13 protein-coding genes are annotated in these 12897 nt (G+C 69.5%); 7 read left to right on the forward strand and 6 right to left on the reverse strand.

Annotated features, from left to right (window positions below; genetic code table 11):
- Positions 1 to 52: 52 nt before the first annotated feature.
- Positions 53 to 1891, forward strand: a complete 1839-nt coding sequence (locus C3E78_RS14325) for a SigE family RNA polymerase sigma factor (protein ID WP_108579519.1) — start codon at positions 53 to 55, stop codon at positions 1889 to 1891.
- Between the two features lie 105 nt (positions 1892 to 1996).
- Here C3E78_RS14325 and sucD read toward each other — a convergent pair whose 3' ends face one another.
- The 3 genes from sucD to C3E78_RS14340 all read right to left on the reverse strand — a co-directional run bounded on the left by sucD (position 1997) and on the right by C3E78_RS14340 (position 4462).
- On the reverse strand, positions 1997 to 2893 hold the full coding sequence (sucD, locus tag C3E78_RS14330) for a succinate--CoA ligase subunit alpha (RefSeq protein ID WP_108579521.1): 897 nt from the start codon (positions 2891 to 2893) through the stop codon (positions 1997 to 1999).
- A 9-nt stretch (positions 2894 to 2902) separates the two neighbouring features.
- The gene (gene sucC / locus C3E78_RS14335; RefSeq protein WP_108579523.1) at positions 2903 to 4069 is read right to left on the reverse strand and encodes an ADP-forming succinate--CoA ligase subunit beta; all 1167 of its coding nucleotides are present in this window, start codon (positions 4067 to 4069) and stop codon (positions 2903 to 2905) included.
- A gap of 90 nt (positions 4070 to 4159) precedes the next feature.
- Positions 4160 to 4462, reverse strand: coding sequence for a hypothetical protein (locus tag C3E78_RS14340; RefSeq protein ID WP_108579525.1), 303 nt, complete (start codon positions 4460 to 4462; stop codon positions 4160 to 4162).
- A 217-nt stretch (positions 4463 to 4679) separates the two neighbouring features.
- Between C3E78_RS14340 and C3E78_RS14345 the strand changes: the two genes are divergently transcribed.
- Complete coding sequence (locus C3E78_RS14345) at positions 4680 to 5438, forward strand: M23 family metallopeptidase (RefSeq protein ID WP_199906834.1); 759 nt, start codon at positions 4680 to 4682, stop codon at positions 5436 to 5438.
- A gap of 60 nt (positions 5439 to 5498) precedes the next feature.
- Here C3E78_RS14345 and pcrA read toward each other — a convergent pair whose 3' ends face one another.
- Positions 5499 to 7853 (reverse strand): DNA helicase PcrA, encoded by a 2355-nt coding sequence (pcrA, locus tag C3E78_RS14350; RefSeq protein ID WP_108579529.1) that lies wholly within the window; start codon positions 7851 to 7853, stop codon positions 5499 to 5501.
- A 71-nt stretch (positions 7854 to 7924) separates the two neighbouring features.
- Between pcrA and C3E78_RS14355 the strand changes: the two genes are divergently transcribed.
- Positions 7925 to 8353, forward strand: coding sequence for a GNAT family N-acetyltransferase (locus C3E78_RS14355; protein ID WP_108579531.1), 429 nt, complete (start codon positions 7925 to 7927; stop codon positions 8351 to 8353).
- A complete protein-coding gene (locus C3E78_RS14360; RefSeq protein ID WP_108579533.1) occupies positions 8350 to 8709 on the forward strand; it encodes a GntR family transcriptional regulator in 360 nt (119 codons plus the stop codon). The genes C3E78_RS14355 and C3E78_RS14360 overlap by 4 nt, the downstream gene beginning before the upstream one ends.
- 12 nt (positions 8710 to 8721) lie before the next feature.
- Here the strand turns inward: C3E78_RS14360 and C3E78_RS14365 are convergent, their stop codons facing one another.
- On the reverse strand, positions 8722 to 9285 hold the full coding sequence (locus C3E78_RS14365) for a hypothetical protein (RefSeq protein WP_108579535.1): 564 nt from the start codon (positions 9283 to 9285) through the stop codon (positions 8722 to 8724).
- A 45-nt stretch (positions 9286 to 9330) separates the two neighbouring features.
- Between C3E78_RS14365 and C3E78_RS14370 the strand changes: the two genes are divergently transcribed.
- Positions 9331 to 9498 (forward strand): hypothetical protein, encoded by a 168-nt coding sequence (locus tag C3E78_RS14370; RefSeq protein WP_159085904.1) that lies wholly within the window; start codon positions 9331 to 9333, stop codon positions 9496 to 9498.
- Here the strand turns inward: C3E78_RS14370 and zwf are convergent, their stop codons facing one another.
- Entirely contained in the window at positions 9499 to 10935 is a 1437-nt protein-coding gene (gene zwf / locus C3E78_RS14375) for a glucose-6-phosphate dehydrogenase (RefSeq protein ID WP_108579539.1), read from the reverse strand.
- A 103-nt stretch (positions 10936 to 11038) separates the two neighbouring features.
- On the opposite strand from zwf, the gene C3E78_RS14380 reads away from it, so the two are divergent.
- A complete protein-coding gene (locus tag C3E78_RS14380) occupies positions 11039 to 12013 on the forward strand; it encodes an ATP-binding cassette domain-containing protein (protein ID WP_108579541.1) in 975 nt (324 codons plus the stop codon).
- Positions 12010 to 12813 carry an ABC transporter permease gene (locus C3E78_RS14385; protein WP_108579543.1) on the forward strand — a complete coding sequence of 268 codons (804 nt, stop codon included), beginning with the start codon at positions 12010 to 12012 and terminating at the stop codon, positions 12811 to 12813. The genes C3E78_RS14380 and C3E78_RS14385 overlap by 4 nt, the downstream gene beginning before the upstream one ends.
- Positions 12814 to 12897: the final 84 nt, after the last annotated feature.

A 12897-nucleotide genomic window follows, 5' to 3' on the forward strand; every position in this document is an offset into this window, starting at 1 on the left:
GTAAAGTTGGCGCGTCGCACACAGGCACGCCGAACGCCGAAGGAGGCAGGAGATGACCCGCGTCGACGAATTCGACAACTTCTACTCCTCGACCTTCGCCGAGGTGGTCCAGGTCACCTACGCCGTCTGCGGCGACCGACAGGTCGCGTACGAGGCGACTGTCGACGCGTACCGGCGGGCCTGGCGCGACTGGTCCAAGATCCGCGATCGCGACCCCATCTCGTACGTCCGCACCGAGGCGTGGAAGCTCACGGCGCTCAGCCGCGGCACCCACCCGCTGCGCAAGCGCAACGAGGACGACAGCGACACCGCCCTGCTGACGGCGCTGCACAACCTCGCGGTCGACGACCGCCGCCTCATCGTCCTGATGACGCTGGGCAACACCGATCTCGAGGAGGCCTCCCGCGAGGTCGGCCTGCCCGCCGAGGAAGGCATCGAGAACGTCACGACGGCCCTCGCGGCGCTGGAGGAGGCCCTCGGCGAGGGCATCGACGCGATCGAGCGCCGCATGCACGGCCTGTCGGCGGCCACCGAGTCCCTGTCCGTCCCCTCCGCGACGGACGTCCGCAGCGCGGCCCGGCGCGGTCGCCGGCGCAACACCATCCTGCTCGTCGCCGCAGCGCTTGCCCTGATCGTCGGCGGCGGCTTCGTCGCGACCGACGGTGACGCCCTCGCGACCAGCGGCGAGCTGCCGACCCGCCAGAAGTTCGGCGACGAGACCCCCGTCAAGCTCGACGCCCGCGAGGTGAGCGCCGACAACCTGCTGTCGGCCAAGCAGGTCAGCGCCCTCGACCCGGCCCGCACGTGGAAGGTCGAGAGCACCGACGAGGACGTCAAGAACACGACGCCCTACGCGACCTGTCCCACCAAGCGGTTCGCCGACCCGGACCCCGAGAAGGTCTTCGTCCGCACGTTCACCGCCGCCGGCGCGACCACCGAGCGCGTCGCCCAGGCGATCGAGGTCTCCTCCAGCGAGAAGGTGGCCACGGCCTCGTACCGGCGGCTCGTGCAGTGGTACGCCGACTGCGAGCACCCCCGCGTCGAGCTCGTGGCGGCCTACACGGTCAAGCGTCCCTTCGGCGACTTCCAGATCCTCAAGCTGCGCTCGCACCGTGAGCCGCAGCGCACGTTCACCGTCGGGTTCAGCCACTCCGGCACGATCACCAGCACGCTCGTGCACGAGGTGGACGGCGTCAAGGGCCCCAGCATCGAGACGTTCGCCCGTACGCTCAACGACTCGGTCGCGAAGGTCTGCAAGGACAGCGGCGGCGAGTGCTCCCAGTCGATCCAGGTCATGCGCACCGATCCCCCTGCGACGTCCGAGGCCCCGTCGTTCCTCGGCATCGTCGACCTGCCGCCCATCGCCGACATCGACAAGGTCTGGGCCGCGGCCCGCGTGGACCCGCGCAACAACCCGGCGGCCACCCTGTGCGACAAGGCCGACTTCACCCGCAAGGGCGTCAGGGCGGCCGACTCGCGCATCTACGTGCTCTACCAGGCCGACAACCTGCCCAAGGAGTTCGGCGTCGCCGAGACCGTGGCGCAGTTCCGCTCGGGCGGACAGGCCAAGGCGTTCGTGAGGACCGTCGAGAAGCGCATCAGGTCGTGCGACGACAAGATCCTGTCCGCGCGCACCAAGCAGGACGCCGTGATCAACAACCCGGCCTTCTCCGGACGCGCCTGGCGGGTCAGCTTCGAGATCTCCGACAAGAGCAAGAAGCGGGTCTACTACCGCACGGCCATCATCCGTCGCGGCAAGTACGTCGCCCAGGTGACGTTCACCCCGGCCGGTGCGTACGACATCACCAAGCGCGAGTTCATCCAGATCGCCACCCGGGCCGGGACGCGCCTCAAGTACGCCGAGCCGACGCAGACCACCCCCACCCCCTGAGCGACCCAGCGGACTGAGGACCGGTCCCCCCGGTCGGTGTTCCGGCCCCGGACGCACGAGAGCCCCCGGCGCAACCAACGCGCCGGGGGCTCTCGCCGTGAGGTCCTACAGACCCTTGAGGATCTCCCGCATGAGGTCAGCGGTCTCGGACGGCGTCTTGCCGACCTTGACGCCGGCAGCCTCGAGGGCTTCCTTCTTGCCCTGTGCGGTGCCCGCACCGTCGGACACGATGGCGCCGGCGTGGCCCATCGTCTTGCCCTCGGGGGCGGTGAAGCCGGCCACGTAGCCGACGACCGGCTTGGTGACGTGGGCCTTGATGTAGGCCGCGGCCTTCTCCTCGGCGTCTCCACCGATCTCGCCGATCATCACGATCGCCTTGGTCTCGGGGTCGGCCTCGAACGCCTCGAGGGCGTCGATGTGCGTCGTGCCGATGATCGGGTCGCCGCCGATGCCGATGGCGGTCGAGAAGCCGAAGTCGCGCAGCTCGAACATCATCTGGTAGGTCAGCGTGCCCGACTTGGAGACGAGACCGATCGGACCCGAGCCGGCGATGTTCGCCGGCGTGATGCCCGCGAGCGCCTCGCCCGGCGTGATGATGCCGGGGCAGTTCGGGCCGATGATGCGCGTCTTCTTGCCCTGGGCGTACGCCCAGAACTCGGCGCTGTCCTGGACCGGCACGCCCTCGGTGATGATGACCAGCAGGCCGATCTCGGCGTCGATGGCCTCGATGACGGCGTCCTTGGTGAACGCCGGCGGGACGAAGGCGACCGACACGTCGGCGCCCGTCTTCTCGATGGCCTCGGCGACCGAGCCGAACACGGGGAGCTCGACGGTGTTGCCGTCGGCGTCCTTGTGCTCGACCGTCGTGCCGGCCTTGCGTGCGTTGACGCCACCGACGACATCCGTGCCGGCTGCGAGCATGCGGGCGGTGTGCTTGGAGCCCTCGCCGCCGGTGATGCCCTGGACGATGACCTTGGAGTCCTTGGTCAGAAAGATTGCCATGTCTGCCCCTTAGCCGTTCGCCAGTTCGGCGGCCTTGTCGGCCGCGCCGTCCATCGTGTCCACCTGGGTGACGAGCGGGTGGTTGAGCTCGTTGAGGATCGCACGACCCTCCTCGACGTTGTTGCCGTCGAGGCGGACGACCAGCGGCTTGGAGGCCTCGTCACCGAGGAGCTCGAGAGCGCCCTTGATGCCGTTGGCGACCGCGTCGCAGGACGTGATGCCGCCGAAGACGTTCACGAACACGCTCTTGACCTGCGGGTCGTTCAGGATGACGTCCAGGCCGTTGGCCATGACCTCGGCCGACGCTCCTCCGCCGATGTCCAGGAAGTTCGCGGGCTTGACGTTGCCGTGCTTCTCACCGGCGTACGCGACGACGTCGAGGGTGCTCATGACGAGTCCCGCGCCGTTGCCGATGATGCCGACCTCACCGTCGAGCTTCACGTAGTTGAGGCCCTTCGCCTTGGCCTTCGCCTCGAGCGGATCGGCTTCCTCGTGGATGACGAATTCCTCGTGCTCGGGGTGACGCACCTCGGAGGCGTTCTCGTCCAGCGAGACCTTGCCGTCGAGCGCCTCGAGCTTGTCGCCCTCGAGACGGGCGAGCGGGTTGACCTCGACGAGCGTGGCGTCCTCCTCCACGAAGACCTTCCACAGCGCCTGGACCATGGCCACGGCCTGGTCGGCGAGCTCGGCGGGGAACTTGGCCTCCTCGACGATCGCGCGGGCCTTGGCCTCGTCGACACCGGTGCCGGCGTCGATCGGGATCTGGCGCACGGCCTCGGGGTTGGTCTTGGCGACCTCCTCGATCTCCACACCACCCTCGACGCTAGCGATGCAGAGGTAGCTGCGGTTCGAGCGGTCCAGCAGGAAGGAGAAGTAGTACTCCTCGACCGGCGGGGTCGCGGGCGTGACGAGCACACGGTTGACCGTGAGGCCCTTGATCTCCATGCCCAGGATGTTGGAGGCGTGCTCGAAGGCGTCCTCGGGGGTCTTGGCGATCTTGACGCCGCCTGCCTTGCCGCGGCCTCCGGCCTTGACCTGAGCCTTGATGACGGTGACGCCACCCATCTGCTCAGCTGCGTTCTTGGCCTCGTCGGCGGTCTGGACGACAACGCCGAGCGTCGTCGCGACCCCATGCTTGGCGAAGAGCTCCTTCGCCTGGTATTCCATCAAATCCACGGTGTGTTCCGTCCTCAGTTGGAAGTTCCGCTGCACTCGCGGTCGGCCGAAGGCCGCCACAAATGAGCCTGTGCGACTCTAGCCGTTAACTCAGCGTTCACGAGCGTTGGCTGCGTCACACCCTGTAGCCATCTCGTCAGACCCTGTACCCAGCTCGGGGGCGGCGACACCCAGCTCGGCGCAGAGGGCCCGGAGGCGTTCCAGGTCGCTGTCGTCCCCGTCAACGACGAGACGGGACGCGTCCTCGGCGACCGCGGTGCGCGCGAGCTGCTCGGCGGACTGCCCGCCCCCGACGAGCACGACCTCGTGCCCCTCGTCGCGCAGCCGGTGCGCGATCGCGGCCAGGCGGGTGTCGGCGCCGAATGACCCCACGACGATGCGGTTCCTGGCCATGGATCGATGCTCCCACAGCGGTGAGTGCGCTCACAGTTTGAGCCCTGCCCCCGCGGGGAACCGCATTTCTGACGGCACCTGGACGAATTCGGTTTCCCCGCCACCCGCCGGTGGGCTAGGCTCGGCGAGTTCCTGTCTTCACCCCCCGGAGGTTTTCTGCGTGACTTCGTCTGCGCCTAAACGCCGACTTGACGTCCGTCAGGAGACCCCTACCCGCGTGGCCGGCAAACGTGCCGCCCAGCGACGCAGGTCCCGCAAGCGTTTCACCCCCACTCCAGCCATGGCCGGTGCGTGTGCACTGATCCTGGCTGCTTTTGGTTCTGCGGTCGTCGGCGGCAACACGGACGCCAACTCGCTGAAGGCAGACAAGTACCAGACCATCTCGCAGAGCTACACGGGTCCGGACGAGGCGGCCGGCGGTGACGTCGACGTCAGCCGCGACTTCAACCGCACCGCGCAGCTCAAGCAGACCAAGGCGCAGGCCGCGCAGGTGCAGGCCGCGCAGCAGGAGCAGCGCGAGCTCGCTGCGAGCGTCGACAAGCAGCTCAAGACCAAGCTGAAGGCCCGTCAGTGGGTGCTGCCGGTCACCGGCTACCACCTGACCGCCCGGTTCGGTCAGCGCAGCGGCCTGTGGTCGACGACCCACACCGGCCTGGACTTCGCGGGTCCCGCCGGCAGCACGATCGTCTCGGTCGCCGCCGGCACGGTGAAGTCGACCGGCTACGAGGGCGCCTACGGCAACCGCACGGTCATCACCTTGACCAACGGCCCGGACGCCGGCACCGAGATCTGGTACTGCCACCAGAGCAAGATCTCCGTCTCCCCCGGCGACACCGTCGGCGCGGGCGACACGATCGGCTACTCCGGCTCGACCGGCAACGTCACCGGCCCGCACCTGCACCTCGAGGTGCACCCGGCCGGCGGCGGACCGATCGACCCGTACGCCGCGCTCGCCGCGCACAACGTCACTCCCTGACGCCGCCCAGCGCGCAGCGCCGCAGGGTCGTGCGCGAGGACGCCCGGCGCCCCGCCGTGGTCAGAGCTTCTCGACCGGCGCGTAGCGCAGCAGCAGGCGCTTGACGCCCTGCGAGCCGAAGTCGACCGAGGCCACGGACTTCTCCGCCTGGCCCTCGACTGTGATCACGGTGCCGAGCCCGAAGCTGTCATGGCTGACCCGGTCGCCCGGCGCGAGCGAGATGATCTCCCGATCGGCCTTCCTGGAGCGCGCGGCGACGTTGGACGTGCGGAAGGACGACTGCGCGGTCGCGGACGGCTGGCTCGGCGTCCACTGCGTGGGAGGCGAGGCGAGCCGGCGCCACTCCACGAGGGGGTCGGGCAGCTCGTCGAGGAACCGGGACGCCGGGTTGTAGGACGGGGCGCCCCAGGCCGAGCGGGTCGTCGCACGGGTCACGTACAGCCGCGACCGGGCCCGGGTGATGCCGACGTAGGCGAGGCGGCGCTCCTCCTCGAGCTCCTTGTTGTCGGCCATCGAGCGCATGTGCGGGAACACGCCGTCCTCGAGACCGGTGAGGAACACGACCGGGAACTCCAGGCCCTTGGCGGTGTGCAAGGTCATCAGCGTGACGACCCCGTCACCCTCGTCGGGGATCTGGTCGGCGTCGGCGACGAGCGCGACCTGCTCGAGGAACGCTGCGAGCGAGCCCACACCGAGGCTCGGCTCGTCCGGGATCGCCTCGACTGCGGCGGGACGATCGTCGTCCGTCTCCTCCTCGGTGTCCTCGTCGACCGTGCTGGCCCCGACGACGAACTCCCGGGCCACCGCGACGAGCTCGGCGAGGTTCTCCACGCGGGTCTCGTCCTGCGGGTCCGAGCTCTGCTCGAGCGAGCCGAGGTAGCCGCTGCGGGTCAGCGCGGCCTCCAGCACCGCGTCGGCCGGCGCCCCGGAGTCGGCCATCTCCATGAGCTCGCTCATGACGGTCGTGAACGCCTGGATCGCGTTGAGGGAGCGGGTGGCCAGGTCGGGGGCCTCCTGCGCACGGGTCAGCGCCTCCCAGAAGCTGATGTCGTGCATCGTCGCCAGGCGCTGGATGGATGCCTCGGCGCGATCGCCGATGCCTCGCTTGGGCTCGTTGATGATGCGGCGCAGCGAGACCGTGTCGCGCGGGTTGACCAGCACCCGGACGTACGCGAGGGCGTCCTTGATCTCCTTGCGCTCGTAGAAGCGCACACCGCCGACGACGCGGTAGGGCAGGCCGACGCGGATGAACACCTCCTCGAACACGCGGCTCTGCGCGTTGGTGCGGTAGAAGATCGCGACGTCCTTGGAGGAGAACTCGCCGGAGTCGACGAGCTTGTCGACCTCGTCGGCGATGAACTGCGCCTCGTCGCGCTCGTCGTCGCCGACGTAGCCGACGATCTTCTCCCCGTCGCCCTCGGCGGACCACAGCTGCTTGTCGCGGCGGCCCTCGTTGCGGCTGATGACCGCGTTGGCCGCGGTCAAGATGGTCTGGGTCGAGCGGTAGTTCTGCTCGAGCAGGATCGTCGCGGCGTTGGGGAAGTCGTCCTCGAACTCCAGGATGTTGCGGATGTTGGCGCCGCGGAACGCGTAGATCGACTGGTCGGAGTCACCCACGACCAGCAGGTCGGACTCCTCGTCGGTGAGCTCCTTGATGAGGGCGTACTGCGCGTGGTTGGTGTCCTGGTACTCGTCGACCAGGATGTGCCGGAACCGGCGGCGGTACGTCTCGCGGACGTCCGGCCAGGCCTGGAAGAGGTGGACCGTGTTCATGATGAGGTCGTCGAAGTCCATCGCATTCGCGGCCTGCAGGCGCCCCTGGTAGGTCTTGTACGCCTCGGCGTACAGCTCCTCGGTGGGGTTGGTCGCCTTGCCCGCGGCGGACTCGTGGTCGACCAGCTCGTTCTTGAGGTTGGAGATCCAGTTGAGCACCGCGCGGGGGTTGACCTTCTTGGGGTCCAGGTCCATGTCGCGGCAGATCATGGTCATCAGGCGCCGTTGATCGGCCGAGTCGTAGATCGTGAACGACGACGTGAAGCCGAACTTGGTCGCCTCGCGGCGCAGGATGCGCACGCACGCGGAGTGGAACGTCGAGACCCACATCATCCGGGCCCGCGGCCCCACGAGATCGGCCACGCGCTCGCGCATCTCGGCGGCTGCCTTGTTGGTGAACGTGATGGCCAGGATCGAGCCGGGATGGGCGCCCCGCGCCGCGATGAGCCAGGCGATCCGCCGGGTCAGCACCCGGGTCTTGCCCGATCCGGCACCGGCGACCACGAGCAACGGACCGCCCGGGTGCGACACGGCCGCCCGCTGCGCGTCGTTGAGCCCCTCCAGCAGGGTCTCGGAGCGGGGACGCCGCGCATCGGCGGGCGTCGGGGAGGCGGCAGAGGGCACAGGGAACGGCAACGTCATCGTGCCTTCCAGCCTAGTTGCCGCACCCGACATCGGGGGCGGGGGTTCCAGCGAACGTAGACTCGCGTTCCATGGACCCCGCGCGCGGCATCAGGCAGGCCGGGGAGAGCGATCTCGACGCCCTCACCGACGTGTGGGAGCGCGCCGCCCGGTCGTCCCACGCGTTCATGGGCGACGCCGAGATCGCCGGCATGCGGCCCTTCATCCGCGACGCGTACCTGCCCTCGATGGACGTCTGGCTCGTGGAGGACGACGGCGAGCCGATCGCGTTCGTCGGCGCCCACGGCACCCACGTCGAGCTGCTGTACGTCGACCCGCCGTTCCACGCCCACGGCCTGGGCACACGGCTGCTGGCCCACGTGGGTGCCACGAGCGTCGAGGTCTACGCGGGCAACGAGACCGGCGTCGGCTTCTACCGCTCGCAGGGGTTCGTCGAGGTGCGTCGCCGTGAGCACGACGCGGCGGGGCGGCCGTTCCCGATGGTGGTGCTGGAGCGATGAGCCTCGACGTCACGATCGAGGCCACCGGCGCCGAGCCGCCGTTCGAGCAGCTGCGACGTCAGGTCGCGGAGCAGGCGGACGACGGGCGGCTCCCGGCCGGTCACCGGCTGCCGACGGTCCGCGCCCTGGCCGAGACGCTCGGCCTCGCGACCAACACGGTCGCCAAGGCCTACCGCGCGCTCGAGGTCGACGGCGTCATCGAGACGCACGGACGCGCCGGGACCTTCATCGCGAGCCGCCGGCTGGACGACGCGGAGTCCGACGCGGCCGCGCAGGCGTACGCCCGGCTGGCCCGACGGCAGGGGCTCTCCCAGCAGGAGGCCCTGCGCCTGGTCGAGCGGCACTGGACCTCCTGACCGCCGCACTGCTCAGGAACCATCGGGCTTCGGGCAGAACTCGTCCCGCGAGCGGGGCTTCGCCTCGGGATCCAGGTTCCAGCGCCTGCACAGCGGCAGCACGATCGCGAGCTCCAGCACGCACGAGACCCCCAGCATCGCGATCGTCGCGCCGGCCACGTCCCCGACGTCAGCACCGCTGCTGGTGAGCCAGAACAGGAGGATCACCAGCAGCGGCACGACGAAGCTGCCCACGAGACCCACGACCACCACCCCGATGACGCCCACGACGAGCAGGAGGACCGTGAACCAGTCCCACCGCCCGTCGTCGTCATCGGCCGCCTCGTCGGGGTCCTCGGCGGGCGGCGGCTCGATGTCCGCGGGATGGACGCTGCGGTGCCAGGCCCAGTACGCGAACAGCCCCACTGCTGTCAGCAGTGCCACGACGGAGCTGATCCGCCACGACCATCCGGCGATGAGCGCCCCCGAGAAGAACACCGCCGACGAGATCGGGACCGCGAGGCTGAGCACCTCCAGCGCGACCTTCCGGCGCGTCTGCCGCCTGACGAAGGTCGACGTCCGCTCTCCCCCGCTCATGCGGTGCGCCTCATCGCGATTGGCACGACCGGATACCGTGGGCAGGTGTCGTTCACCTTCGTCCTCCTCCTGCTGCTCCTCGCGGGCCTCGTCCTCATCGGCCTCGCCCTGACCGGGGCCGGGAGCCGCGACCGGTCGCACGAGGCGCCGCCCCGGCTGCCCGGGCACGACGTCATCGACAAGCGCGCGAAGCGCGAGAACCCGGACGCATAGCTACTCCGCGTTGGTGTTCGGCTTGCGCCAGCTGCGCTCGAACGGCAACCGCCACGCTCGCGGCGCGATGAGCTGGTGGATCGCGTTCGGTCCCCACGTGCCCTGCTGGTACGGCCGCACCGGCGGCATGTCGTTCAGTAGCGGCTCGGAGACCTCCCAGAGGCGCTCGATGCCCTCGGCCGTCGTGAAGAGGGTCCGCTCACCGCGCATCGCGTCGTAGATCAGCCGCTCGTACGCCTCCAGCACCTCACCGGCCCGCTCGGTCTCCTGCATCGCGAACTGCATGCTGAGCTTGTCCAGCCGCAGCCCCGGGCCCGGGCGCTTGCCGTAGAACGACAGCGACATCCGGGACGAGTCCGCGAGGTCGAACGTGAGGTGGTCCGGCCCGGCCAGCCCGACCCCCGATCCCGCCGGGAACATGCTCTTGGGCGGTTCGCGGAACGCGATCGAGATGACCCGCGCCCCCTCGGCCAGCTTCTTGCCCGTGCGCAGGTAGAACGGGACGCCGGCCCACCGCCAGTTGTCGATCTCGGCCTTCAGCGCGACGAACGTGTCGGTCTCGGAGTCCGAGGCGACACCCTCCTCGTCGCGGTAGCCCTGGTACTGGCCGCGCACGACGTGGTGCGGGTCGATGGGCATCATCGAGCGGAAGACCTTGTTCTTCTCCTCCGAGATCCAGTCCGAGTCCAGGGAGGTGGGCGGCTCCATCGCCATGAAGGCGAGCACCTGGAACAGGTGGGTCACGACCATGTCCTTGAACGCCCCGGTGCCCTCGTAGAAGCCGGACCGGCCGGCCACCGACAGCGTCTCGGGGACGTCGATCTGCACGTGGTCGATGAAGTTGCGGTTCCAGATCGGCTCGAACAAGCCGTTGGCGAAGCGGAACGCCAAGATGTTGAGCGCCGCCTCCTTGCCCAGGAAGTGGTCGATCCGGAAGATCTGCTGCTCGTCGAACACCTCGTGCAGCTCGGCGTTGAGCGCCTTCGCGCTGGCCAGGTCGGTGCCGAACGGCTTCTCCATGATGATCCGTGACCGCTCGACCAGGTCCGCCTCGTCGAGGGTGTGCACGACGTCCAGCGCGGCCTTGGGCGGGACGCTCAGGTAGTGCAGCCGGCGGGGGTTGCCGCCGAGCTCCTCCTCCAGACCCGCCGCGGCCTTCGCAAGGCCCTCGGCACCGTCCTTCACGTTGACGTACGAGAGCTTGGGCGCGAAGTTGCGCCACTTCTCCTCGTCGACCTCGCGCGTGCTGAACTCGCGGTACGCCTCCGCCGCGAACGTGCGGAAGCTGTCGTCGTCGAAGTCGTCCATCGAGACGCCCAGGATGCGCGAGTCCGGCACCAGCCCGGACTGCAGCAGGTGCATGACACCCGGCAGGAGCTTGCGGCGGGCCAGGTCACCCGTGGCACCGAAGATCACGATCAGATGAGGCTCGTCCATGCCCACAGGCTAGACCCGCGACCGGGACCTCGCGAGGGTTCGCTGTCAGCGCCGGTCAGCACGATGACAGCGGCCTGCCAGCCGGGGTGGGCACGGTCGAGCCATGACCAACGCCATCCACGCCGAGTCGCTCACGAAGCGCTACGGCGACACCATCGCCCTCGACGGCATCGACCTGTCCGTCCCGGAAGGCTCCGTCCTCGGGGTCCTGGGGCCCAACGGCGCGGGCAAGACGACCGCCGTCCGCATCCTCGCGACCCTCCTGCGGCCCGACTCCGGGACCGCGATCGTCGCGGGCCACGACGTCCTCAAGGACCCGAACGCCGTCCGCCGGTCCATCGGCCTGACCGGGCAGTATGCCTCGGTCGACGAGCAGCTGACCGGCCGCGAGAACCTCGAGCTCTTCGCCCGGCTGCTCGACTTCACCCGTCCCGACGCCCGGGCCCGGGCCCGCGAGCTGCTCGAGCAGTTCGGCCTGACCGAGGCGGGCGACCGGCGCATCCGGACGTACTCCGGCGGCATGCGCCGGCGCCTCGACCTGGCGGCGAGCCTCGTCGGCCGTCCCGCGGTGATCTTCCTCGACGAGCCGACCACGGGGCTGGACCCGAGCAAGCGCGACGACGTGTGGAACCTCGTGCGGCTGCTCGCTGCCGAGGGCACGAGCGTCCTGCTGACCACCCAGTACCTCGAGGAGGCCGACGCCCTCGCCGACGCCATCACCGTGATCGACCGCGGCCTCGTCATCGCGAACGGCACCGCGTCCGAGCTCAAGCAGATCGTCGGCGGACGCTCCCTGCAGGTGCGGCCCGCCGAGGTGGGCGACACCGCGCAGATCCGCACGATCATCAGCCGCATCACGGGACGTCCGGTCGACGAGCCGGCCCGCGGGGTGCTGTCCGCGCCGATCGAGGCCGAGGAGGACTTCACGTCGGTCGTCGTCGAGCTGGCGTCCCGAAGCATCCCGCTCACGGAGATCTCGTTGAGCCTGCCGAGCCTCGACGAGGTCTTCTTCACCCTCACGGGTCAGGGCGCCGCACCGGCGTCCTCCACCGAGAACGACAAGGAGCTGGTCCGATGACCACCACAGCCATCCCCGTCGCGCAGCCGCGACCCGCCTCCTCGCTGCCCTGGCTGCGGCACTCGCTGTCGCTGGCCGGCCGGTCCGTGAAGAAGATGGTCCGCCACCCCGAGCAGTTCTTCGACGTGACGCTGCAGCCCGTGCTGTTCCTGATCATCTTCGTGTACGTGCTGGGCGGCGCGATCGCCGGATCCACCCACGACTACCTGCAGTTCGTGCTGCCCGGCATCCTCATCCAGACCGTGCTGTTCAGCACGATCGCGGTCGGCGTCAACCTCAACACCGACATCAAGGATGGCGTCTTCGACCGGTTCCGGTCGTTGCCGATCCCCCGCTCCGCGCCCTTGGTGGGCGCGACGATCGCCGAGTGCCTGCGGTACGGGCTCACGATCGTCATGACGATGGTCGCCGGCACCGTCATGGGCTTCCGGCCCAGCACGTCGCCGGTCAAGGTGCTGGCCGCCTGCCTCTTGGTGCTGCTGTTCGCCTGGTGCATGTGCTGGGTCGCGATCTGGCTGGGCATGATCACGCGGGAGGCCGGATCGGTGCAGGGCATCGGCTTCCTGGCGCTGTTCCCCCTCACGTTCGGCTCCAGCATGTTCGCCTCGGCCGACACGATGCCCGGCTGGCTGCGCGCCTGGGTGGACGTCAACCCCGTCACCCACCTGACCGACGCGGTGCGTGGACTGCTCACGGGTGGCCCGGTCGCCCAGGACGCGCTCATCGCCCTCGGCACCAGCGGCCTGGTCCTCGCGGTCTTCGCCCCCTTGGCCGTCCGGGCCTACCGCACCAAGGCCTGACCCACCCCAAGACCGCGAGTGGTGCAGATTGAAGAAAGTGGGACGGCGAGTCGTCCAGATCTGCGCCACTCGGGGGTCGGTCCG

This window comes from Aeromicrobium chenweiae (genome assembly GCF_003065605.1).
Lineage (GTDB): Bacteria > Actinomycetota > Actinomycetes > Propionibacteriales > Nocardioidaceae > Aeromicrobium > Aeromicrobium chenweiae.

Coding starts and splice junctions, on each gene's coding strand:
- sucD (WP_108579521.1), bottom strand. CDS start 2,893: ATGGCAATCTTTCTGACCAAGGACTCCAAGGTCATCGTCCAGGGCATC.
- C3E78_RS14325 (WP_108579519.1), top strand. CDS start 53: ATGACCCGCGTCGACGAATTCGACAACTTCTACTCCTCGACCTTCGCC.
- C3E78_RS14340 (WP_108579525.1), bottom strand. CDS start 4,462: ATGGCCAGGAACCGCATCGTCGTGGGGTCATTCGGCGCCGACACCCGC.
- zwf (WP_108579539.1), bottom strand. CDS start 10,935: ATGGACGAGCCTCATCTGATCGTGATCTTCGGTGCCACGGGTGACCTG.
- C3E78_RS14385 (WP_108579543.1), top strand. CDS start 12,010: ATGACCACCACAGCCATCCCCGTCGCGCAGCCGCGACCCGCCTCCTCG.
- C3E78_RS14355 (WP_108579531.1), top strand. CDS start 7,925: ATGGACCCCGCGCGCGGCATCAGGCAGGCCGGGGAGAGCGATCTCGAC.
- C3E78_RS14360 (WP_108579533.1), top strand. CDS start 8,350: ATGAGCCTCGACGTCACGATCGAGGCCACCGGCGCCGAGCCGCCGTTC.
- pcrA (WP_108579529.1), bottom strand. CDS start 7,853: ATGACGTTGCCGTTCCCTGTGCCCTCTGCCGCCTCCCCGACGCCCGCC.
- C3E78_RS14365 (WP_108579535.1), bottom strand. CDS start 9,285: ATGAGCGGGGGAGAGCGGACGTCGACCTTCGTCAGGCGGCAGACGCGC.
- C3E78_RS14380 (WP_108579541.1), top strand. CDS start 11,039: ATGACCAACGCCATCCACGCCGAGTCGCTCACGAAGCGCTACGGCGAC.